Annotated in this window: 24 protein-coding genes and 1 pseudogene; 16 read left to right on the plus strand and 9 right to left on the minus strand. The window is 71.7% G+C overall.

Going from position 1 to position 21845, the window contains the following annotated elements; all coding sequences use genetic code 11:
- The first annotated feature begins 9 nt into the window (after window positions 1–9).
- Window positions 10–495, plus strand: coding sequence for a 2-C-methyl-D-erythritol 2,4-cyclodiphosphate synthase (gene ispF / locus ACFHWS_RS08405; protein ID WP_123603802.1), 486 nt, complete (start codon window positions 10–12; stop codon window positions 493–495).
- Window positions 496–504: 9 nt separating this feature from the next.
- On the plus strand, window positions 505–1692 hold the full coding sequence (locus ACFHWS_RS08410) for a tetratricopeptide repeat protein (RefSeq protein WP_416552012.1): 1188 nt from the start codon (window positions 505–507) through the stop codon (window positions 1690–1692).
- Window positions 1693–1698: 6 nt separating this feature from the next.
- On the opposite strand, the gene ACFHWS_RS08415 is transcribed toward ACFHWS_RS08410, so the two are convergent.
- A complete protein-coding gene (locus ACFHWS_RS08415; RefSeq protein ID WP_416567939.1) occupies window positions 1699–2868 on the minus strand; it encodes a homogentisate 1,2-dioxygenase in 1170 nt (389 codons plus the stop codon).
- 94 nt (window positions 2869–2962) lie between these two features.
- Between ACFHWS_RS08415 and ACFHWS_RS08420 the strand changes: the two genes are divergently transcribed.
- Both ACFHWS_RS08420 and fahA read left to right on the plus strand, forming a co-directional pair.
- Entirely contained in the window at window positions 2963–3820 is an 858-nt protein-coding gene (locus tag ACFHWS_RS08420) for a hypothetical protein (RefSeq protein WP_416552010.1), read from the plus strand.
- Window positions 3817–5043 carry a fumarylacetoacetase gene (gene fahA, locus ACFHWS_RS08425; protein WP_416567940.1) on the plus strand — a complete coding sequence of 409 codons (1227 nt, stop codon included), beginning with the start codon at window positions 3817–3819 and terminating at the stop codon, window positions 5041–5043. The genes ACFHWS_RS08420 and fahA overlap by 4 nt, the downstream gene beginning before the upstream one ends.
- A gap of 264 nt (window positions 5044–5307) precedes the next feature.
- Here fahA and ACFHWS_RS08430 read toward each other — a convergent pair whose 3' ends face one another.
- Together ACFHWS_RS08430 and ACFHWS_RS08435 are read right to left on the minus strand one after the other, a co-directional pair.
- Window positions 5308–5778, minus strand: a complete 471-nt coding sequence (locus tag ACFHWS_RS08430; RefSeq protein ID WP_416567941.1) for a hypothetical protein — start codon at window positions 5776–5778, stop codon at window positions 5308–5310.
- A gap of 109 nt (window positions 5779–5887) precedes the next feature.
- Window positions 5888–6034: a hypothetical protein gene (locus ACFHWS_RS08435; RefSeq protein ID WP_416567942.1), complete on the minus strand. Its 147-nt coding sequence runs from the start codon at window positions 6032–6034 to the stop codon at window positions 5888–5890.
- 370 nt (window positions 6035–6404) lie between these two features.
- Here ACFHWS_RS08435 and ACFHWS_RS08440 point away from each other — a divergent pair, with 370 nt between their 5' ends.
- The 3 genes and pseudogenes from ACFHWS_RS08440 to ACFHWS_RS08450 all read left to right on the plus strand — a co-directional run bounded on the left by ACFHWS_RS08440 (window position 6405) and on the right by ACFHWS_RS08450 (window position 7594).
- Entirely contained in the window at window positions 6405–7277 is an 873-nt protein-coding gene (locus tag ACFHWS_RS08440) for a helix-turn-helix domain-containing protein (RefSeq protein ID WP_416567943.1), read from the plus strand.
- A pseudogene (locus ACFHWS_RS08445) lies at window positions 7274–7348 on the plus strand (DUF397 domain-containing protein); the annotation flags it as partial. The gene ACFHWS_RS08440 and the pseudogene ACFHWS_RS08445, both read left to right, overlap by 4 nt.
- Window positions 7343–7594, plus strand: coding sequence for a DUF397 domain-containing protein (locus tag ACFHWS_RS08450; protein ID WP_416567962.1), 252 nt, complete (start codon window positions 7343–7345; stop codon window positions 7592–7594). The pseudogene ACFHWS_RS08445 and the gene ACFHWS_RS08450, both read left to right, overlap by 6 nt.
- A gap of 119 nt (window positions 7595–7713) precedes the next feature.
- Here the strand turns inward: ACFHWS_RS08450 and ACFHWS_RS08455 are convergent, their stop codons facing one another.
- The 4 genes from ACFHWS_RS08455 to ACFHWS_RS08470 form a co-directional block, all read right to left on the minus strand.
- Window positions 7714–8373: a hypothetical protein gene (locus ACFHWS_RS08455; protein ID WP_416567944.1), complete on the minus strand. Its 660-nt coding sequence runs from the start codon at window positions 8371–8373 to the stop codon at window positions 7714–7716.
- A complete protein-coding gene (locus ACFHWS_RS08460; protein ID WP_416552003.1) occupies window positions 8370–9590 on the minus strand; it encodes a hypothetical protein in 1221 nt (406 codons plus the stop codon). The genes ACFHWS_RS08455 and ACFHWS_RS08460 overlap by 4 nt, the downstream gene beginning before the upstream one ends.
- Before the next feature lie 159 nt (window positions 9591–9749).
- Window positions 9750–10283: a DUF6244 family protein gene (locus tag ACFHWS_RS08465; RefSeq protein ID WP_416552002.1), complete on the minus strand. Its 534-nt coding sequence runs from the start codon at window positions 10281–10283 to the stop codon at window positions 9750–9752.
- Between the two features lie 71 nt (window positions 10284–10354).
- A complete protein-coding gene (locus ACFHWS_RS08470; RefSeq protein ID WP_416552001.1) occupies window positions 10355–10735 on the minus strand; it encodes a MerR family transcriptional regulator in 381 nt (126 codons plus the stop codon).
- Window positions 10736–10789: 54 nt separating this feature from the next.
- Here ACFHWS_RS08470 and ACFHWS_RS08475 point away from each other — a divergent pair, with 54 nt between their 5' ends.
- Both ACFHWS_RS08475 and ACFHWS_RS08480 read left to right on the plus strand, forming a co-directional pair.
- Complete coding sequence (locus ACFHWS_RS08475) at window positions 10790–11752, plus strand: aldo/keto reductase (protein ID WP_416567945.1); 963 nt, start codon at window positions 10790–10792, stop codon at window positions 11750–11752.
- Window positions 11753–11796: 44 nt separating this feature from the next.
- Window positions 11797–12372: a hypothetical protein gene (locus tag ACFHWS_RS08480; protein WP_416567946.1), complete on the plus strand. Its 576-nt coding sequence runs from the start codon at window positions 11797–11799 to the stop codon at window positions 12370–12372.
- Here ACFHWS_RS08480 and ACFHWS_RS08485 read toward each other — a convergent pair.
- Window positions 12359–14191, minus strand: a complete 1833-nt coding sequence (locus tag ACFHWS_RS08485) for a sensor histidine kinase (RefSeq protein ID WP_416567947.1) — start codon at window positions 14189–14191, stop codon at window positions 12359–12361. The two genes, ACFHWS_RS08480 and ACFHWS_RS08485, sit on opposite strands and share 14 nt — an antisense overlap.
- Window positions 14184–14879 (minus strand): response regulator transcription factor, encoded by a 696-nt coding sequence (locus ACFHWS_RS08490; protein ID WP_416551997.1) that lies wholly within the window; start codon window positions 14877–14879, stop codon window positions 14184–14186. The genes ACFHWS_RS08485 and ACFHWS_RS08490 overlap by 8 nt, the downstream gene beginning before the upstream one ends.
- Window positions 14880–14978: 99 nt before the next feature.
- Here ACFHWS_RS08490 and ACFHWS_RS08495 point away from each other — a divergent pair, with 99 nt between their 5' ends.
- The 7 genes from ACFHWS_RS08495 to ACFHWS_RS08525 all read left to right on the plus strand — a co-directional run bounded on the left by ACFHWS_RS08495 (window position 14979) and on the right by ACFHWS_RS08525 (window position 21832).
- Window positions 14979–16232, plus strand: coding sequence for an efflux RND transporter periplasmic adaptor subunit (locus tag ACFHWS_RS08495; RefSeq protein ID WP_416551996.1), 1254 nt, complete (start codon window positions 14979–14981; stop codon window positions 16230–16232).
- Window positions 16233–16264: 32 nt separating this feature from the next.
- On the plus strand, window positions 16265–16924 hold the full coding sequence (locus ACFHWS_RS08500) for an ABC transporter ATP-binding protein (RefSeq protein WP_416552092.1): 660 nt from the start codon (window positions 16265–16267) through the stop codon (window positions 16922–16924).
- A gap of 5 nt (window positions 16925–16929) precedes the next feature.
- Window positions 16930–18165 (plus strand): ABC transporter permease, encoded by a 1236-nt coding sequence (locus ACFHWS_RS08505; RefSeq protein WP_416551995.1) that lies wholly within the window; start codon window positions 16930–16932, stop codon window positions 18163–18165.
- 257 nt (window positions 18166–18422) lie between these two features.
- Window positions 18423–19133 carry a hypothetical protein gene (locus tag ACFHWS_RS08510; protein WP_416551994.1) on the plus strand — a complete coding sequence of 237 codons (711 nt, stop codon included), beginning with the start codon at window positions 18423–18425 and terminating at the stop codon, window positions 19131–19133.
- Window positions 19130–19543, plus strand: a complete 414-nt coding sequence (locus ACFHWS_RS08515; protein ID WP_416551993.1) for a phage holin family protein — start codon at window positions 19130–19132, stop codon at window positions 19541–19543. The genes ACFHWS_RS08510 and ACFHWS_RS08515 overlap by 4 nt, the downstream gene beginning before the upstream one ends.
- 52 nt (window positions 19544–19595) lie before the next feature.
- Window positions 19596–20321 (plus strand): DUF3618 domain-containing protein, encoded by a 726-nt coding sequence (locus ACFHWS_RS08520; protein ID WP_416551992.1) that lies wholly within the window; start codon window positions 19596–19598, stop codon window positions 20319–20321.
- Between the two features lie 89 nt (window positions 20322–20410).
- Complete coding sequence (locus ACFHWS_RS08525) at window positions 20411–21832, plus strand: PQQ-binding-like beta-propeller repeat protein (RefSeq protein ID WP_416551991.1); 1422 nt, start codon at window positions 20411–20413, stop codon at window positions 21830–21832.
- Window positions 21833–21845 lie beyond the last annotated feature (13 nt).

Consider the following 21845-nt stretch of genomic DNA (forward strand, 5'->3'; position numbering starts at 1 on the left):
GCCAGCGCGATGATCGTTCCCCGGGTGGGTGTCGGCACCGACGTGCACGCCTTCGCCGCCGACCGGCCCTGCTGGGTCGCCGGCTTGCACTGGCCGGGCGAGACCGGGCTGGCCGGGCACTCCGACGGCGACGTCGCCGCGCACGCCGCCTGTGACGCGCTGTTCTCCGCCGCCGGCCTCGGCGACCTCGGCGCCAACTTCGGTGTCGCTGAACCGCAGTGGGCCGGTGCCGCCGGGGTCGACCTGCTGGCCGAGGCGGCCCGCCGGGTGGTCGCCGCCGGCTTCGTGATCGGCAACGTCTCGATCCAGGTGATCGGCGTACGGCCGAAGATCGGTCCCCGGCGGGCCGAGGCGCAGCAGCTGCTCAGCGCCGCCGCCGGCGCGCCGGTGACCGTCTCCGGCACCACCACCGACGGGCTCGGGCTGACCGGCCGGGGCGAGGGCCTCGCCGGCCTGGCGGTCGCGCTCGTCTATCCGTCCGGACCGCCCGGATAGGCTCGACAGGTGTCGAGCGAGTCTTCCCCCGAGCCGCCCACCGACGTCGACGGCTACCTGCAGCGCGCCGGGCTGCTGGCCGACCTGGGCCGCTACGACGAAGCCGCCGGTGAGATCGGGTTCGCGGTGGCCCTCGACCCGGACAGCGTGGCCGCCCGGATCATGCTGGCCCGGGTGCATCTCGCCGCCGACCGCCCGGAGCAGGCCCTCGCCGCGATCGACGCGTGGGCGGACGACGTGCCGAACCCGTGGTCGGCCGAGGCAGCGGCGGCGACCACACCGGCCGACGCCGATGACGCCGGCACCGGCGCCGCTGCCCGACCCGGCCCGCCGGACCGGGTCGCCCTGCTGGTGGTACGCGGGCTGGCGCTGATCGACCTGCTGCGGTACGCCGACGCCGCCCGGCTCGCCACCGACCTGCTGGCGACGTATCCGGACGACGCGTACGCCCAGCGCAGCGGGGCGGCGATCCTGGCCGGCTCGCGCAACGGCCAGCCGGCGCTCAACGCCGCCTGGCGGGGGGTGGAGCTGGCCCCGCAGGACGCCCAGGCACATCTGGTGCTGGGGCTGGTCGGGGCCCGGCTGGAGCTGTTCGACCTGGCACACCGGGCCTACGGGGAGGCGCTGCGGCTGGACCCGCTGATCGGTGAGGCGCAGCACGACGTCGGGGTGATCCACCTGGAACAGCGGCGGTACGCCGCCGAGCTGGCGGTGCTCGCCGAACGGGCCACCGCGATGGCACCGCCCCCACCGCCCGCGCCGGCCCGATCCCCTCGGTGGGCTCCGGCACCGCCCGGGTCGGCACCGATGGATCCCCGGCTCGACCGGCCGCCGACGCCCGAGGAGGAGCTGCGCCGGCTGGTGCTGATCGGTGCCGGCTACAGCATGATCGCGGCGGTGACGGTGGCCTGCCTGGCCGGCAGCGCGGCGTCGCGCGGCTGGGCGGTGGTCGCCGCGCTCGGCGGGTTCGTGCTGATCTGGATCCTGGCCCGGCGGGTGCCGGGTGGCCGGATCCTCGAGGTGGTGTCGCAGCTGGTGGACCGCCGGCTGGCGACGGCGGTGTACGCGGCGGCCGCCGCCCCGGTGCTGATCTTCTGCTACGCGGCGATCGCCACCCCGTGGCTGCTGGTGTCGGCGATCGTGGCGGCCGCCGTCGCCCAGTTCATGGTGCTGCGCCAGGCCAGCGGTCGGCGGTAGGGCCGGTCAGCGGGCGTTGCCGGCCCAGGTCCAGACGTACCCGGTGTCCTCAATGGACAGTGCCGCGTCGCTGAGGTCCAGCGGACGGAAGGTGTCGACCATGACGGCGAGTTCGTCGAAGTGCTCGGCACCGAGCGCCCGCTCGACGGCGCCGGGCTGCGGCCCGTGGGTGAACCCGGCCGGGTGCAGCGAGATCGAGCCCTGTTCGATGCCGGAGCCGCGCCGCGCCTCGTAGTTGCCGCCGGTGTAGAACAGCATCTCGTCGGAGTCGACGTTGTGGTGGTTGTACGGCACCGGGATCGCCTGCGGGTGGTAGTCGACCTTGCGCGGCACGAACGAGCAGATTACGAAGTTGGGGCCGGCGAAGGTCTGGTGCACCGGTGGCGGCTGGTGCAGCCGGCCGGTGATCGGCTCGAAGTCGTAGATGCTGAACGCCCACGGGTAGAGGTGGCCGTCCCAGCCGACCACGTCGAACGGGTGCTGGGCGTACACGTGGCGGGTCCAGCCCTGCCGGTGCCGCACGTAGACCTCGACGTCGGTGCCGTCGACCAGCAGTGGTTTGCCCGGCCCGCGGATGTCCCGTTCGCAGTACGGTGAGTGCTCCAGGAACTGGCCGCGCACCGACAGGTAGCGCTTGGGTGGTCCGATGTGGCCGGTCGCTTCGACGGTGAGCAGCCGCAGCGGTACGTCGTCGACGGGCACGATCCGGTGCACCACCGACGTCGGGATGATCACGTAGTCGCCGGAGGTGACGCCGAGCACCCCGAAGCTGGTTTCCACGCGGGCAGCACCGGATTCGACGTACAGGCACTCGTCGCCGGTGGCGTTGCGGTACAGCGGGGACGGCCGGTCGGCGACGACGTACGAGACGCGCACGTCGTCGTTGGCGAGCAGTGGTTGCCGGCCGAGGACGGCGTCGGTGTGCCCGGTGTCCAGCTTGTGGGTTCGCAGGTGGCGTGGGGTGAGCGGGTGGTTCGGTAGCCGGCGGTGTGCGGCCGGCTGGTACGGCTCGGCGGCGACGATGGCGGTCGGCAGGTGCTGGTGGTAGAGCAGGGACGAGTCGGACGAGAAGCCCTCCTGACCCATCAGCTCCTCGGCGTACAGGCTGCCGTCGGGCTGGCGGAACTGGGTGTGGCGCTTGCGGGGGATCTCGCCAACACTGCGGTAGTAGGGCATGATTACCCTCCGTATCTCCCCGTTGACCGGCCGGTAGTGTCCGATAATCGGACGCTGTTGTCCGTTAATCGTAGAATCCACTAGGTTCAGAGGCGTGTCAATGCAGGTACCCAGGATCTTCACCGGCCTCGTCGACGACGCTGCGGTCTTCCCGCCGGGCAACGCCGACCTGCCCGACGCGATCACCGCGCACCGCGGCCACCGCACCGCCTGGTACACCGACCTGGTCGGCCCGTTCCTGCTGCCCGCGTCCGAGATCGACGCGGCCCGGCGACTGGTCGGGCCGGGCGACGAACTGGAGATCGGCCTGATCGGCGACACCGGTGTGGCCGCGCTGCCGGCCGCTGTCGAAGCGCTGCCGACCGACCGGATCCGGCCCCGGCAGGTCGAGGTCGCCGTCGCCAAACGCGGCGAGGACCCGCAGCCCGGCCTGCGCGCGCTGCTCACCGCCCTGGCCGGCTGGCCCAAGATCAGCGGGTACGCGGAGGTGCCGCTCACCTGGGGGCTGCTCGCCGCCCTGGACAGCCTCGCCGAGGCGCGGGCCGGCGGCGTCGACGTCGCCGCCAAGTTCCGCACCGGCGGGCTGGCCGCCGAACTGTTCCCCACCCCGGTCGAGCTGGCCGCCGTCATCTGCGCCTGCCGCGACCGGGCGCTGCCGTTCAAACTGACCGCCGGGCTGCACCACGCCATCCGCGACACCGACCCGGAGACCGGCTTCACCCACCACGGCTTCCTCAACGTGCTCGCCGCCACGATCACCGCCGCCGAGGGCGCCGAGGTTGCCGAGGTCGCCGAGCTGCTCGCCACCGCCGACGCCGCCCGGCTGATCGAGCCGGCCCGTACGCGCGGCGGTGCCGACCGGCCGCTCTGGGTAGGTTTCGGGTCGTGCAGCATCACCGACCCGCTGACCGACCTGGTCCGGCTGGGGCTGATCAACGGAGGATTCGCGTGACGACCTGCTGGGTGCCCGGTGCCGACGGCTCACCGTACGGGGTGCAGACCTTGCCGTACGGTGCCTTCCGCCGCAGGGGCGCGCCCGGCGCGCCCGGTGGCGGGGAGCGGCGGCTCGGCGTACGGATCGCCGATTTCGTGCTCGACCTGCGCGGCGCGGAAGATGCCGATTTGATCCTCGCCGGCGGCGCCCTGTGCGAGCCGACCCTCAACGCCTTCCTGGCCCTCGGCCGGGCACAGTGGACGACGGTGCGGCGGCGGATCGTCCAGCTGCTCACCGAGACCGAACACCGGTCCACCGTCGAGCCACTGCTGATCCCGCTGTCCAAGGTGGACCTGGTGCTGCCGTTCGCGGTCGGCGACTACGTCGACTTCTACTCCTCCGAGCAGCACGCCAGCAACGTCGGGCAGATCTTCCGCCCCGGGCAGCCGCTGCTCACCCCCAACTGGCGGCACCTGCCGATCGGCTACCACGGCCGGGCCGGCACCGTCGTCGTCTCCGGTACGCCGATCGTGCGCCCCAGCGGCCAGCGGCGCAGCTCCGACGGCCCGGTCTTCGGCGCGTCCCGCCGGCTCGACATCGAAGCCGAGGTCGGCTTCGTCGTCGGGGTGCCGACCGCGCTCGGCGACCCGGTGCCGACCGACCGGTTCGCCGACCACGTGTTCGGGGTGACCCTGGTCAACGACTGGTCGGCCCGCGACATCCAGGCCTGGGAGTACCAGCCGCTCGGCCCGTTCCTGGGCAAGTCGTTCGCCACCTCGGTCGGCCCGTGGGTGGTGCCGCTGGAAGCCCTCGACCACGCCTGGGTGCCGGCCCCGCCGCAGGACCCGCCGGTGCTGGACTATCTGCGCGAGTCGTCACGGCGCGGCCTGGACCTGTCGATCGTCGTCGAGTGGAACGGCACCCGGGTCAGCGAGCCGCCGTTCGCCGGCATGTACTGGACCCCGGCGCAGCAGTTGGCGCACCTGACCGTCAACGGCGCGTCGCTGCGCACCGGCGACCTCTACGCCTCCGGCACCGTCTCCGGTGAACGGCGTGACCAGGTCGGCTCGTTCCTGGAGTTGACCTGGGGCGGCACCGAGCCGATCAAACTGGACGACGGGTCCGAGCGCACCTTCCTCGAAGACGGCGACACCGTCGCCATCTCGGCCACCGCCCCCGGCCCGGCCGGCACGACGATCGGCTTCGGCGAGGTCACCGGCACCGTCGCGCCCGCTGCCTGATCCGGTCGAGCCACCGCCGCCTCTGTCACCATCCCGGCAGACGTCACGATGTGAGGCTGAGATACCTATCCCACTCGCCGATAGGTATCTCAGCCTCACATCGCGACCCACGATCCAGGCTGGCCGCCCGCTGTGGCCGCGTCGTCCAGGTCCGCGACGGGCGGATCACGGAGGACACCGGGGCGCGAGCCAGCGCCGGCGGTGTTCGCCGGGCGTGGCCAGGGCGGTGCTCGGCCAGGGTGGCGCGGGTCAGGGCGGTGCCGGTCAGGGTGGGGTGAGGCCGGCGTACTGCAGGACGGCCCGGATGCGTCGGGCGGCGGCCTGGTCGCGCCGGTCCAGCACCGCGAGCGCCTCCAGGAACAGTTCGCAGTACGTGCCTCCGCAGTGCCGGCAGCCGCCGGTCCGGTCCGGCATGTGCCGCTCGGCCATCCGCTTGGCGATCTTGGCGACGAGCGCCAGGTCGCCGTCCGACTGCGGACCGTCGCCGTCGGCGTGACCGGGCTCGTCGTTGGCCTGGTCGGGCTCGCTGTCGACCCGGTCGTGACTGCCGTCGCGGGGTGCCGGGGCGACGCCGCGCGCCCCGACCAGGTTGAAGCGCGGGTCGGTGTCGATGTCGGTTTCGCCGGGCACCCGGCTCGGTAGCGGCGGGCGGCCCGCTGTGGGCCGTCGGTTGATCTGTTCCGACGGTTGCGGCCGGCGGGTGAACCGGTCGGGCTTGTCATTGCGGTACGCCATGATTCTCCTCGCGTCAGTATTGCCGTCTGAGATGGCCGTCTGAGAATTGCTGTGCTGCGGTCTGGCCGTGGAAATTGCACGCAGGTCGGCGGTGCTGCGGCGTTGGGGTCTAGGTGGGCGGGGGTGGCGGCTGCGGGTAGGTCATCGCTCCGCAGTCCGGACACCAGCGGCTCTTCACCTTGAAACTCAGCAGACCGGCGAGAAATCCGATCATGGCGGCGCTGATCATGGCGATCCCGAAGCCGATCGACGACATCGCTTCACCCTCTCGCGTAAGCGTGGTGAGCTGGGGTTTCTCCGGCGGCGTGGCGGCCGGACGGCTCGGGGGTGCCGTGCCGGCCGCCACGCCTGATTGGGGAGAACGGCGCTGACCGTTCGGATGGTTTGCCGGCCCACCGATCGGTCATGCCGTATTCGTCGACGAAAGGTCAGCGCCGATTTGCGGCGCTTCGATCCCGTTCCCGAACGAAGAGGAGTCTGTCGGTCAATCTGCGCCAACGCAACAGTGTCGGAGCCATGTGGTAGAGATATGGCCAGTCAGTCGAATAGACCTCGGTCGACCGAGAGTTGACCTGCCAGACGTGCATGATCAATCCGCAGGTGATCAATTCCAGGAGGTGGCACCAATGTCCTCGGCCCTGTTGAACTCGTCGGTACCGCGACGCCAGCTCGGTCGGGAGCTGCGTCGGCTGCGGGAGCGGCTGGCCCGGGTCCCACAGACCACGGCTGCCCGGGAGCTGGACTGGTCGGCGACCAAGCTGCTGCGGATGGAGCGCGGTGAGGTGCCGATCCGCGCCGAGGACGTGGTGCTGCTCTGCGAGCTGTACGGCGCTGACCTCAAGACCATCGAGGCGCTGGCCGCGCTGGCTCCGAAGACCAAGGAGAAGGGCTGGTGGCACGACTACGCGAGTATTCCGTCCTGGTTCGAGCTGTTCATCGGCCTGGAGGAGGCCGCCTCCCACCTCCGCGAGTACCACGTCGACCTCATCTCCGGCCCATTGCAGACCCGCGGGTACGCGACCGAGGTGTTCACGCGCAACCCGCTGCGCCTGTCGCCCGAGGTCATCGAGCAGCGGGTGGCGGCACGGCTGCAGCGTGCAAAGCTGCTCACCCGGATGGAGCCGCATCTACCCCGGTTCGACATCCTGCTGGACGAGGCAGCGATCCGTCGCCCGGTCGGCTCCGGGGTGGTGATGGCCGCCCAGCTGCGCCGGCTGATCCAGGTCGACGAACTGCCGAACGTCTCGATCCGACTGATCCCGTTCAGCGCCGGTGTCCACAGCGGATCTCTGACTGGCAGCTTCGTGATGCTCGACTTCCCCGCCGAGCTGGAGCCGACCACCGTCTACGTCGAGGGCCTCACCGGCGCGCTCTATTTGGACCGCCCTAATGAAGCCGATTCTTATACGATGGCCTTCGATGACCTGACGGCCGCCGCGCTGGGTCAGGCCGCGACACGTGACCTCCTCGCCCGGACCGCAAAGGAGTACGAGTCATGATCGATTTGTCCACCGCCACCTGGCGCAAGAGCACCCGTTCCAATGCCCAGGGCCACTGCGTCGAGGTGGCCGACGCCACCTGGCGCAAGAGCAGCCGCTCCAATGATCAGGGCGACTGTGTCGAGGTGGCCGATGCCACCTGGCGCAAAAGCACCCGTTCCAACGATCAGGGCCAGTGCGTCGAGGTGGCCGACGAGTTGGGCGGGGTGGTCGGCGTGCGGGACTCCAAGGACCCGGCCGGGCCGGTGCTGGTGATATCCCCGGCGAGCTGGTCCGCCTTCATCACCGCCACCAGAACCAGCACCTTCACCGCCTGACCGCTCGCTACCGGCGACGGCCCTCACGATGTGAGGCTGAGATACCTATCGGCAAACGGGATAGGTATCTCAGCCTCACATCGGCGTCAGCGCAGCGCGTTTTTGATCTTGCTAGCGGCCTAGTCCATGCCCTGCATCACCTTCTGCGCCGTACCGCTGCTGAGCTGCAGGAGCATGCTGGCGCTCAACGCCTTCTCGACCTCGGACAGGCCCTCCTGCGCCGACCCGCTGAGCCGGGTGGCAGCCGCCTGCATCACCTGCCTGGCCTGGCTGTCGCCGGCCTTCTCGGCGCAGTTCGTCAGCGACTGCGCGTTGAGTACGTCGAGTGACAGGGTGGCGAACGCGGCGTTGAGCCCGGCCGTCTCGAAGGTCAGCTCGTCACCGGAGCCGTTCAGCAGGAACGACGCGATGATCTTCTCGTCCATGCCGCCGGTCATCCGGGCGGTCGGGCTGACGTACTTGGGCATGCCGCCCAACTCGCCGATCAGCGCCTCCCAGGTCTGCATCCGCTCGGTCGCCGAGGTCCTGAGCCGGTTGTACAGCCCCGCCAGGATCGGGTTGGGGGTGCGCCGGGCCAGCATGCCGAACAGGCAGACCCCCATCAGGTCGTGGGTCATCCACGCGGAGAGCTGATCGGCCAGGAACGGGCCGTTCAGGCCGCTGCCGGCGGCGAAGGCGGCCAACTGCTCGTCGTCCACCGCCCGCTCCGGCGTGACCGTCGCCATCGGGCCCGGCTTGATCATCGCGCCGGTCTCGGTACGTAAGGCACTGCGCGTCATCGCACGACTTCCTCTCGAACCTTCTCGCGGGCGTACTGCTCGGCCGGGTACGGGCCGTCGGTGATATTGCGGTACTCGCGGCCGTTGCGCTGCGCGTTCTCGTCGATGACCTGCTCACTGGGTGCGCCACCGGCGTTGACCGTCGCCATGTGCTTGATGTAGCGCTCCGGCCACTCGGCGACGAAACCGGTGCCGAACGTGGTGATGTCCACCTGTTCGGCGATCACCTCGCGGATGAAGTCCTTGTTCGGCTGGAACTTCGTCGGCTGGGGCATCTCGGCGGGGAGGATCTGCTCCGGCTCCCGGCCGTCGTAGCGGCGCAGCAGGTCGGCCGCCACCTTGAGCTGCTCGATCTCCATCGCCAGGTTCAGCTCCCAGACCTGTTTGATCCGGCGGTCGTCCTCGTCCTGGGCGAACGACCAGTACATGTAGCACTCGTTGTACTCGTGGTGGACGAGCTGCTCCAGCCAGCTTTCCGCCGGGTCGAGCATCGATTCGTACTGCGTGACGTGCTCCTCCTCCACCATCGCGATCTCCAGGTAGAGGCCGCGGGCGATCGGCTCGACGAACTCCGGCCCCACGTTCATGTAGTAGTTCATCGTCTGCTGCTCGGCGGCGGTGATGGTGATGGCGTGCATCCGCGACAGCGGGTCGACGGTGTGCTTGTCGTAGTGCTTGCGGATGTTGTCCTCGGGGTGGCGGTGGTGGTGCGACGTCGGCCGCCCCGGCATGACCTCGGTCAGGTAGTCGACGATCGCCTCCGCCTTCTTGCCCTGAGTCAGCTCGTAGAGGTTGGAGTAGCGGTAGAGGTGGTCGAAGTCCTCCAGCAGGCCGAACTTGTAGTTCTGCCGCAGGTACGGGTCGGGCTCGTTGCGGGCGACCCAGGCGGTGATGTCGGTCGCCACCTGCTCGTACCCGAGCACGACCTCCAGCACCGACTCCTGGCCGGGGATCAGCCAGTTGACCGCCTTCTGCTGCTGTTGCTCGATGTAGCGCAGGTAGGCGAGCTTCTGCCGTAACTCGAGGTCGTCGACGTGCCGGTTCATCTGGTGGCTGAACATGATCGCCTCCACCTCGATCCCGTTCATCACGATCACCCGGCACCGGGTGTACGGATCGACCCCGTGCGGCTCGTACGGCTCGACGTTGAGTTCCGACCAGCTCCGCAGCTGTTTCTCCAGCGGGATACCGGTTTCTTCGAGCGGGTTGAAACGCATCGCCTCTCCTTCTCGGGGCCGTCCGACACATCGCCGGCTGCCTACTGCGCCGGCGATGGAACGAAGGCTGCCGACCCACACAAATCACACCATTTCCTGCGAGCTGTCTGCAGCGGAACGGCCGGATGGCGGCGGCCGAACCTCAACGGCGGCGGACGGTCAGCTGCCCGGGTTCGCGCCGACCCGGCGGGCGGTGGCGGCGGCAGCGGACAGCGACTCGTCGACCGTGCCGGCCCGTTGCCGTACCGCCGCCAGCGTCTCCTTGACGGTGCCGAGCGCACCGAGCAGCTGGGCCGGGTCGCCGCCGGCCAGCACCCGCGCCACCAGCGCCGCCGCCTCGTCGGCCTTCGCGGCGGCCGCGCCGATCCCGCCGTGGACGGTGCGCAGCTTGTCGCCGGCCAGACCCAGCGTGGTCAGCACCTCCGCCGGTGAGGCTTCCCTCGGCACCGGCACCACGGTGGCCGCCGCCTCGTCGAGCGTGCCGGCGGCCCCGGCCAGCCCGGCCTGCAGCTCCTTCAGCGTGTTGCGTACCTGGATCATGCCAGCCACGATGCCGCTGAAGCCGCCGGCCGCCGCCTGGCCAGCGACCCGCTCGGCCTCCTCCTGCGCCGCCGCGGCGGCCGACCGGGCCCGCTCGACGCCCGCCCGCATCGACTGCAGATCCTTGCCGACGCTGTCCACCGGTGCTGCCACGATCGCTCTCCTCACCCCGTCTGAGCTGCTGTTTCCCATGGTGCGGGGTGGCAGGCGGAAAAGCCGGCAGACTAGCCCTCGGCTGCGGTCGTGTCCGCCGCCTGGCCCTGGTACCAGGCGAGCTTCTCGCCGAGGCGGGCCCGCCAGCGGTGCAGCTGTTCGATCTGCTGCTCGACCGCGTCCGCGTGCTCGCGCAGCAGCGCGATCCGCTCCGGGATGGTCCGCGGGTCACGGCACAGCTCGCCGTAGCGGCGTAGCCGTTCAATCGGCATCCCGGTGTCCCGCAGGCAGCGCAGGAAGTCGAGCATGCCCAGGTCGTCGTCGCTGTAGACGCGGCGCCCGCTGGAGTTGCGGGCGACCGGCGACAGGATGCCCTCCCGTTCGTAGTAGCGCAGGGTGTCAATCGAGAAGCCGGACCGGGCCGCCGCCTCGGCGGGTGAGTAGGCCGTCATACCGCCGACGGTACCGCTTGACCTGGAGCGCGCTCCAGGTCGCAGGGTGGACCCATGACGTACGAAAACAGCACGCCGGCACCGGCCTCGCCGCTGGTCCTGGGCGCGATGATGTTCGGCACCCGGATCGACGAGGAGACCTCCTTCGCCCTGCTCGACCGGTTCGTCGAGCGGGGCGGCGAGTGGATCGACACCGCCGACTGTTACGCGTTCTGGGCAAGCAAGGACGGCCGGGGCGGCGACAGCGAACGGGTCATCGGGCGGTGGCTCGCCGCCCGCCCCGGCGTACGGCAGCGGGTGCGCATCGCGACGAAGGTCGGGGCCGAGCCGCTGTGGGCCGGATCGTGGCCGCGGGTGCGGGCCGGGCTGAGCCGCCGCGCCGTCGCCGACGCCGTCGCCGGCAGCCTGGACCGGCTTGGCGTGGACAGCGTCGACCTGCTCTGGCTGCACCAGGAGGACCGGGCCACCCCGATCGAGGAGACCGTCGACACGGTCGCCGGGCTGGTCGCGTCCGGTGCCGTACGCCGGGTCGGCGCGTCCAACCACCCAGCCTGGCGCATCGAGCGGGCCCGCTCCCACGCCGCCGCCACCGGCACCCGGCCGATCGACGCCCTGCAACTCAACGCCACCTACCTACGGGCCCGCCCCGGCACGCTGCCCGAGGGGGTGGTCCATCCGTTCGGCCTGCTCAGCGACGAGCAGCGGGACATCGCGCAGGCGTACCGGATGGAGGTGTGGGCGTACACGCCGCTGCTGACCGGTGCCTACGACGACCCGGCCAAGCCGATCCCGCCGGTGTACGACCATCCCGGCAGTACGCGGCGGCTCGCGGCGCTCGACGACGTCGCCCGGGACACCGGCGCGACCCGCGGCCAGGTGGTGCTGGCCTGGCTGGTGGCGCAGGGCATCCGCCCGATCCTCGGCGGCAGCAAGCCGTACCAGTTGGAGGCGGCGCTCGACGGCGTCACCCTCGCCCTCACCGACGAGCACCTCGCCCGCCTGGCCGTCGCCGGCTGACGATGCTGACAGGTTCCTGACGGTTGGCCGGGATTCTGGCTCGCATGAGCAGATATCGACAGATGCGTCCGATGAGCCGGCTGGCCGAACCGTTGCTGGCCGCGCTCGCCGTGACGGCGATCGGGCTGTCGGCCGCGTGCGGCGGCGGTGACGGGAGCGCGGGTGCCACCGGTGCCCAAGGGGCGGCCGGTGACACCGGCGACAGTGGCGTCGCCTCAATCGCGGGCAGCGCTGGGCCGGACGCGTCACCATCGCCGCAGGCCGAGCGTCCGTTGATCCGCCCCGACACGTCCGCCGAGGAACAGGAGCGGCTCACGAACCTCTGGCTGCAGTGCTTCGAGGACAACGGGGTATCGGACACGGAGCGGAAGACGAGAGCGGACACCCCGCAGGTGCGGCAGGTCGCCGAGGACTGCGCACCGCTGGAACCCGAACGGCTGTGGCAGCGTTCCCTGCGCCTGGACCCCGAGTATCCGGACAAGCTGCTGGCCTGGGCGGAATGTCTGCAGGACCGGGGCATCGACGCGTTCGTCGACGGAGACTTCCTGTCACTCGCCGACGGACTGCCGGCCGGCACCGAGGTCGAGGACTGCGAAGCGGAGGCGTTCAGCGGGAGCTGACCGGCGACCGGGCCGGGAGGCGTACGGTGACGTGCGTGCCCCGGCCCGGCTCGCTGGCCACGGTGATGTCACCGCCGTGTGCGCGGGCCAGCTGCCGGGCGATCGGCAGACCCAGCCCGCTGCCGCCGGTACGCCGGCTGCGCGAGGCGTCGGCCCGCCAGAACCGGTCGAACAACTTCGGCAGGTCGGTGGCGGCGATCCCGATCCCGGTGTCGACCACCTCGATGGTCAGCCAGTCGTCGCGTACCGCGCACTCGACGGTGACCGAACCCCCGGCCGGGGTGTGCCGCACGGCGTTGCCCACCAGGTTGCCGACGAGTTGCCGCAGCCGTACCGCGTCGAGGACGACCTGCGGATCGCCGTGCACCGTCCCGGTCAGGGTGACCCCGACGGTGGCAGCGGCCCCGCGGTTGGCCTCGACGACCTGGCTGAGTACGTCGCCGACGAAGGTCGGCTCCGGATGCACCGCGAAGGTGCCGTCGTCAGCCGCGGCCAGGTCCCGCAGGTCGTCGATGACATGCTGCAACAGGGCCGCCTCCTCGGTGAGCAGTTCGAGGGTGTGGGTGTCGGCCGGTGCCAGCCCGTCCTGGGCGGCCTCCAGCCAGGCCCGGATGTTGGTCAGCGGCGACCGCAGCTCGTGGGCGACGTCGCTGACCATCGCCCGGCGTTGCCGCTCCAGCTGGTCCCGCCGGCGTGCCAGGTCGTTGAAGGCGGTGGCGAGACTGCCGATCTCGTCCCGGGTGGTGACCGGGACCGGGCGTTGCCTGTCCACCGGCGCACGGGCCGCTGCGGCCAGTGCCCGCAACGGCCGGACCAGCCGCATTCCGACTCCGACGGTGACCGCCACGGTGAGCAGCAGGACCAGCCCGGCGATACCGGCGATTCGCAGCAGGTTCCCGGTGGACAGGTCGGCCGTCGGTAACCCGGGGTCGGTGGCCGTCGCATCGGTGACGAACAACAGCACCGGCGGTGCCACGTACGCCCGGAGCTGGTCGTGCAGACTCGTCCCGACGCAGGCGCGGGCGGCGGCTTCGGTCGGCGCACCCGGCAGGGTACGCAGCACCTCGACCTCCAGGCTCGGAGTGATCGCCAGATCGATGCTCGCCGCGGCCGGGCCGAGGCAGGTCTCGGTCCGATCGAGAAGCTCGGCCAGCGGGGCGACCTCGCTGGGGAACGGTTCGCGCAGCAGCGCCGGCTCCGGGCAGACCAGCGACCGGCCACGGTCGGCGTCGGCGTCGGCGTCGAGGATCGCAACCGTCGACCGGCCGCCCGGCAGCTCGACGATCTCGGCAGTGAGTCCCGCCCTGTTGACCAGACAGCCCCGATGGTCCTCGGCTGTCTTGCGGATGCCGGCGCGTTGGTCGTCGCCCAGCTGGTACGGCCCGACGACCCGGCTGTCGATGCTGGACCCCTGACGGCTGGCGGCGAGCGCCGGGTCGAGGTCGAGCGGGTCGACGATGGCCGACGGGCGGGCGTCGCGCAGTGCCGGCCCGGGTGCCGACTCGGCGACCGGGTCGCGGGTCACCGGGTCGAGCAGCACGATCCGCCGGCCGGTACGCGACGCGAGGTCGTCGACGACCGGCGTGACCGCCGACCAGTCGCGGTGGTCGATCGCGTACGTGATCATCTCGTCGTAGACGCTGACGTCGTCGGCGAGGGACTGGCCCTGCTCCTTCTCGATCGCCCGGGTGGTCGTCGCCACCGTCAGCCAGGCGGTGGCGACGACCGCGCAGACCGTCAATAGCACCGACGTGCCGAGTAGCCGCAGCATCAGGCTGTGCCGCAGCGGCACCCGCGCGGCCGGGGTCGGCTCACCCACCGGCGGGGTCGCGCAGCTTGTAGCCGACGCCGTACACCGTCACCAGGTACGCCGGTCGGCGTACGTCCGGTTCGATCTTGCGGCGTAGGTTGACCATGTGGGTGTCGATGGCCCGCTCGGTCGAGTCCCGGTCCACGCCCCGGGTGTGCTCCAGCAGCTGGGCCCGGGTGAAGGCCCGTTCCGGCTGTTCGACCAGGGCGGCCAGGATCGCGAACTCGCCCGGCGTGCAATTGACCGGTCGTCCGTCGACGGTGACCTCCCGGCGGACCGGGTCGACGGCGAGTGCACCGACCCGTCGTACCCCGTCGATGGTGCGCGGCACCCGGTCGACCCGGCGCAGCAGCGTCCGGACCCGGGCCATCAGCTCCCGCGGCGAGTACGGCTTCGTCAGGTAGTCGTCCGCACCCAGGTCGAGCCCGCGCAGCAGGTCGTCCTCGTCTGCACGGGCGGTGAGCATCAGCACCAGCAGGTCCGATTCGCGCCGCAGGATCCGGCACACGTTCAGCCCGTCCAGGCCGGGCATCATCACGTCGAGCACCAGCAGTTGCGGCCGGTGCCGGCGGGCCTGGTCGAGCGCGTCGCGCCCGTCGTGGACCACTGTGGTCCGGTGTCCGTCGGACTCGACGTAGCGGCGCAGCACCTCGGCCTGCCGCCGGTCGTCCTCGGCGATCAGCACATGGGCAACCACGGGGCGAACCATACTGCGTGTCAGCGTCGGCGCGGCGGTGGGAAATCGCACCAGACCGGCCTGACAGGTTCCTCACAATTGCCGGCGACGCTGGCCGGCATGGTGTTCTTCCTGCGAAGGGTCGCCGGTCGCCGGTGGCGTCGGCCGCTGGTGTACGGCCTGCCGGTCGTGGTCGTGGTGGCCGGATTGGTGGTGACCGGGACGATGGCCCGCTGGGGCTGGCCGGGTCGGGGCGCGACGGCCGAGGCGGACGCCGCGACGGCGGAGCCGGTCTGGGTGGCGACGACCGAGGTGGTTCGGATGGACATCTCCGACGCCCGGGAGCTGGTCGGCACCCTCGGCTACGGTGCCGCCCGACCGGTGCGGGGCTCCAGCGACGGGGTGCTGACCTGGCTGCCTGAGCAGGGATCCGTGATCGAACGCGGTGAGCAGCTGTACCGGGTGGACGATCAGCCGGTGCTGCTGTTCTACGGCGGTACGCCGTTGTTCCGTTCCCTCGATCAGCCGAATCTGGTCGGTCGCGACGTGCGGGTGGTCGCTGACAACCTGAAAGCGTTGGGCTACCAGATCGGCTGGCAGCCGCCGGTCGGCAGCGCCGTCGCGGTGCCGGCGGCGCCGCCGTCGGACCAGGACGGTGCGGCGGAGCCGACCGGCGAGAGCGATGCGGCGGCGTCGCCGGACGAGGGGGATGTGGCGCCGACCCCGAGCGGCGGCACGGCCATCGTCCGGTCCGGAGACGCCGTTCTCACCCCGGAGCTGATCTCGGCCATCGAGAGCTGGCAGCGGGACCGTGACGCGCCGGCCACCGGGGTCGTTCAGGCCGGGGACGTCGCCGTACTGCGGGGCGAGGTCCGGGTCGGCTCGGTCGCCGCGCTGCCCGGCGACAGCGCCGCGACGGACATCATGTCGGTCACCCCTACCGACAAGGTGATCACGGTACGGGTGGAAGCTGGCGAGGCGACCGGGATGGCGCCCGACGCGTCGGTGACGATCACCCTGCCCGACGGCGCGGCCGCCCCCGGCACGGTGACCGCGGTCGGCACCGTCGCCGAGGAGTCAGAAGGTCCGCCGGGGCAGGGTCCGACGGTGGACGTCACCGTCGTGCCCGACGATCCGGCGGTGCTCGGCGGGCTGGAGTCCGCGCCGGTCCGGGTGCAGTTCCGCACTGAGCTGCGGGAGCAGGTTCTCGCAGTGCCGGTCGGCGCGCTGCTCGCGCTCGCCGAGGGCGGGTACGCGGTGCAGCTGACCGACGGCGCACTGATCGCCGTCGAGACCGGGCTGTTCACCAAGGGCATGGTCGAGGTCACCGGCGCCGGTCTCGACGAGGGACTGACGGTGGTGACCACGTCGTGAGCGTTCCGGTGCTGTCGGTCGTCCGGGCCGGGATGCGCTACCCCGGCGGTGTCGCCGCGTTGACCGACGTTGACCTCGACATCCACGCCGGTGAGCTGGTCGCCATCGTCGGCCCGTCCGGCTCCGGCAAGTCCACTCTGCTCAACATCATGGGCACCCTGGACCGTCCGACCAGCGGTACGGTCCGGCTCGGCGGGCACGACGTGACCACCTTGTCCGACCGGCAGCTGTCGGCGCTGCGTGGGCGCTGGCTCGGCTTCGTCTTCCAGCAGTTCCACCTCACCGACGGGTTGACCGCGGCGGAGAACGTCGCCACCGGGCTGCTCTACGCGGGCGTACCGCGCCGTCGCCGTCGGCCGTTGGCCGCCGAGGCGCTGGCCCGGGTCGGTCTCGCGCACCGGGTCGGGCACCTGCCCCGGCAGCTGTCCGGCGGGGAACGGCAGCGGGTCGCGATCGCCCGTGCACTCGTCAACGGGCCGGCGTTGGTGCTGGCCGACGAGCCGACCGGTGCGTTGGACACCGCCACCGGTCGTGCCGTGCTCGATCTGCTCATCACGCTCAACGCCGACGGCACCACCATCGCGGTAATCACCCATGACCGGGACGTCGCGGCGCGGTTGCCGCGCCGGGTGGAGATTCGCGACGGCCGGCTGGTCGGCGACGTCCGTCAGCAGCCGGTGGCCGTGCCGTGAGCCGGATGGAATCCCCCCAACTGGTCGGAGCTGCGCCGGTGCAGCTGCCGCGCCCGGTGCGGATCACCCCGCTGGACCTGCTCCGACTCGGGCTGGTCGGGATCCGGACCCGCCGATTGCGGGCGGCGCTGTCGGCGCTGGGTATCTCGATCGGTATCGCCACGATGATCGTGGTCACCGGCATCCCGGCGGCCAGTGAGCGGGCGTTGCTGGCCGAGCTGTCCGCCCTCGGGGTGAACCTGCTACAGGCGACGGCCCAGCCTGACGAGGACGGGGTCACCCGGCTGCCGGTGGAGGCCCCGGCGATGGTGGCCCGGATCGGTCCGGTGACCGCGACCAGCGCGGTCGCCAACACCAACACGGTGATCCGCCGTTCCGACTGGATCGACCCACGCGACGGCTCCGGGTTGACGGTGCTGGCCAGCGAGAAGAGTTTGCCGGTGACGCTCGACGCGCGGCTGCGGACCGGCCGCTACCTTGACGCCGCCACCGAACGGCTGCCGACGGTGGTGCTCGGCGCGGTCGCCGCGACCCGGCTGGGCATCGTCGACCTGGGCCCGGCGGACTCCCCGACACAGGTCCGCGTCGGCGACGAGTGGTTCACCGTGATCGGCATTCTGGAGCCGCTGCCGTTGGCCCCGGAAATCGACCGGTCGGCGCTGGTCGGCTGGCCGGCTGCCGAGGAGAGGCTGGGCTTCGGCGGGCATCCGACGGTGATTTACCTGCGGGCGCACGAGCCGGCGATCGAGGCGGTGCGGGCGGTGCTGCCGGCGACGATCGACCCGCAGCGGCCGAGCAAGGTGCAGGTGACCAGGCCGTCGGACGCGTTGGCGGCCAAGCGCGCCACCGAGAGCAGTTTCGCGTCGTTGTTCCTGGCGCTGGCCGGGGTCGCGCTGCTGGTTGGCGGGATCGGGGTGGCGAACACGATGGTGATCTCGGTGCTGGAACGCCGGTCGGAGATCGGGCTGCGTCGGGCGCTGGGTGCGAGCCGGGGCCAGATCCGGGCGCAGTTCCTCACTGAGTCGGTGGCGTTGTCGCTGCTCGGCGGCCTCGCCGGTATGGTGCTCGGCCTGGCCGCCACCGCCGGCTACGCGATCGCCAACGGCTGGCCGGTGGTGGTGCCGCCCGGGGCGACCCTCGCCGGGCTGGGTGGGGCGCTGCTGGTCGGCGTCGTCGCCGGCGGCTATCCGGCGTTGCAGGCCGCCCGGCTGCCACCGACCCGGGCCCTGGCCACCGCCTGACCGCCCGTAGCGTCTGACCCTTGCCGAGCGGGCGGTCGCCGAGCCCACGGTCAGTTTGTGCGACGTCCAGCAGATCTTCACCCAACTGGCCCCGGAACCAGCGCAGGTACGGCGTACGACATGGCCGCCGGTGGCTCGGTCGACGCGACGCTACTGGTCCGGCGCTGGTAGTCCTCCTCCGCGAGGTGTTCACCCTTCAACCACGGGTAAGTGCTGTAAATCCATCCGACCCGGGTGGAGTCGAAGGGGGTGTCCGTATGCAGGCGCAACACACGACGTCGCCACCCGGCGGGGGCGGCCCGCACCAGATGCGGGAACAAGCAGGTCAGGCGGGCCACGAAGCGGCGCAGGAGGGCCGCCAGTTGGCCAGCCAGGCGACCGAGCAGGGCAAGAAGGTGGTGAACGAAACCGGCCGGCAGGCTCGCAACCTCGTCGGCGAGGCGACCTCGCAGCTTCGGGAGCAGGCCAGCACCCAGCAGCGCCGAGCCGCCGACGGGCTGCGGACGATCGGCAACGAACTGCAGGAGATGGCGGACAAGGGCCAGCCGGACGGCCTGGCGGGCGATTTGGCGCGCCGCGCCTCCGACGCCGCCCAGCAGGCCGCCGGCTGGCTGGAGAACCGGCAGCCGGGTGAGCTGGTCGACGAGGTGCGGCAGTACGCCCGACGGCACCCGGGAACCTTCCTCGCCGGAGCGGCCTTCGCCGGGCTGCTCGTTGGCCGGCTCAGCCGCAGTCTCAGCGGCGGTCAGACCGGCTCCGGCCAGCAGAACCAGCAGGACAGGGGCGGTGACGGGCACCGGCTGGGCGCTGGCGACGGGTTCGCCGCGCCTTCGCCAGTCGCCCCAATCGGTGGCGAGTACGGGCAACCGCTCGCGGGCGAGCGCCATCCGAGCGTGAGGTACGGCGATGGCCGCTACCCCGATGGGGACGGCTACCCGGGCTCGTTCGGCGGTGGGGTGAACCGATGAAGTCGATGCAGCGAGACCAGGCTGTGGTTGGGGACGGACGTGCGCAGGCCTCCCTCGGCGAGTTGCTGGGCGAGGTTTCTACCGATCTGTCCACTTTGTTACGTCAGGAAGTCGAGCTGGCAAAGGCAGAGCTGCGGCAGGAGGCAGGTAAGGCAGGCCGGGCCGGGGGGATGTTCGCCGGGGCGGCGATCGCCGGCCTGCTGACCCTGTTCTTCCTCTCACATGCGCTCTGGTGGGGGCTGTCGAACGTGATGGACCAGAGCTGGGCCGCGTTGATCGTGGCGGCGGTGTGGGCGGTGATCGCGGCGGCCCTGCTGACGATGGCGCGCGGCCGGGCCCGGGAGATCCGTGGACTGCCTCGCACGATGCAGACCGCTCGGGAGATACCCGACGCGGTCCGGGGCCACTAGGTCCGGGAACTACCAGCGGGACCGTCGACCACAACAGGTGAGGGAGTCTGACATGTACGACGATCCAGAGCAGATCCGCCAGCGGATCGAGGCAACTCGTGGCGAACTGAGCGACGATGTCGACGCGTTGGCGTACCGCGCTCGGCCCCGACAGATCGCCAACGACCAGATGGACCGGGTCCGCAGCCGGGTCCGGGGCCGGATCGCCCGGCTGCGGGACCGGGTGATGGGCAGCGCGGTCGACGTCCGCGACACCACCACCCACCGGGCGTCCGACCTTGGCCATCAGGTCGCCGGGCAGGCGCAACACGTAGGCTCAGCGACGAAGGATACGGCGCAGCATGCCGGTGCGGCGACCAGGAACATGGGGCACCAGGCCGCGGAGGGCCTCTCGCACACCGCCGAGGCGGCGGCAGACCGGGTCCGGCACGTGCCGCAGATGACCCGGGAGCGGACCGAGGGCAGTCCGTTGACGGCCGGGCTGGTGGCGTTCGGGGTCGGGGCGCTCGCTGCCGCGTTGCTGCCCGCCAGCGGCAAGGAACGGCAGCTGGCCCAGCAGGCGAACCAGCAGGCGATGGAGCACTCCGGGCAGGTCAAGCAGAAGCTCGGCGAGATGGCGCATCAAATGGGGGACAATCTGCGGGAACCGACCCAGCAGGCGGCCGAATCGGTTCGTTCAACGGCTACCCAGGGCGCGTCGTCGGTGCGGGACCAAGGCATGGCCGCCGCGCAGCACGTGCAGGGCCAGGTGCGCCACGGCGGCGACGGTCACCAGTAGGGGGTGGCCGTCGGCGGGTCGGCCGGAGGTGTTGCGCAGGAGGCCGGCGACCGTTGTCCGGTTCGGTATGGTGCGGGGGGAGGTGCCCGATGGCCGAGCCGGCGAGCAACACCCAGCACCCAGCGGACGCAGCGGACCTGTCGGCGCACCGCGCCGACGGGCAGGCGAACCCGGACGAGACGCAGCCCGACGGGCGACGCCCATGGTGGCGGTCCCGCCCACGCTGGCAGCTGGTCACCGCCGGGTTGCTGGCCGGGGTGGTCGTCATCGCCGCCGTGACGGTCGTCGCCTGGCGGGTGCTGGCCCCGGCCGAGGTGGTCACCCCGGCCGGCTACCAGCCGTCCCCGCCGACCGCCGAGCCCGGCCCGGTGGCCGAGCTCTCCGCCGCGCCGCTGCTGGTCGACGGACGGTTCCGGGTGTACGCCACCACCCGTCAGGTGCGCGCCGACGGCCCGATCGACATGCGTACCCAGGTGACCCCGGCCTGGTCGTTCCGGCGCTGGCCGGAGCAGCTGACTGGTGTCGTCGCGACCGGCACCACCGTGGTGAGCCGCTGGACGGACGGCGGACTCGTGGCGATCGACGCGGTCAGCGGCGAGGTGGCGTGGCGGTCCGCCGGCCCACAGCCAGCCGACTCCGGGTACGCCGGTCGGCGTACCGGGGCGCAGACCGTCTACGCGCCGTCCGGGCTGCACACCGCGGTCAGCGGCACCGACGGCCGGTCGGTGGTGGTGGCGCACGGCGAGTCCCAGCTGACCGGGTTCGACGCCGCGACCGGTCGGGAACTGTGGCGAACCATGCTGCCCGGCCAGGGCGACGCCTGCCGGAACGCCGGTTTCAGCACCACCGGCGGCCGGTTCGCCCTGGTCAACAACTGCGCCGCCCCGCCGACGGTGGAGTTCTACGCCGTGGCGACCGGGCGGCTGGCCGCGACCTGGCAGCCGGAGGGGGCCGGTCCGGGGCTGGCCGTGGAGCCGATCGGCTGTGCGGCCGCCCGTTCCACCTGCGGTGCGCTGCGTACCACCGGGGCGGGACAGTCCCGGGGCTGGCTGGTTGACGGCCCGGAGCCGGTGCCGGCGCCGCCGCTCGACCCGGTCGACGCGATGCTGGTCGACGGGATGGCGATCCGACTGGACGCGGCCGGGGACACGCCGGCGGTGGTGGCCGAAGCGGTACGGACCGGTGAGCAGGTGTGGCGGCGGCCGATTCCGTCGACGGCGGCACCCGGTCCGGGCGGCACCGGTAACCGGTTGCTCGCGGTGCAGCCGGGTCGGGCGCACCTGCTGACCGCCACCCGGGAGTTGATCACCCTGGACGCGGCGACCGGCGCCGAGTTGTCCAGCTTCGTGCTGATCCTGCTGAGCGAACTGTCGACCGACTGGGTACCCGGCTACGTCTACGCGCAGGACGGCTTCGTGGCCGTCGAACGGCTACGGCTGCCGGTCGACCCGGACGCCGACGACGGCCGCTACTACCGGCTGCAGGAGGCGGTGATCATCGCCCGCACCTGAGATGCCGACCCCC

This window comes from Micromonospora sp. LOL_013 (genome assembly GCF_048060315.1).
Classification (GTDB): domain Bacteria; phylum Actinomycetota; class Actinomycetes; order Mycobacteriales; family Micromonosporaceae; genus Micromonospora_E.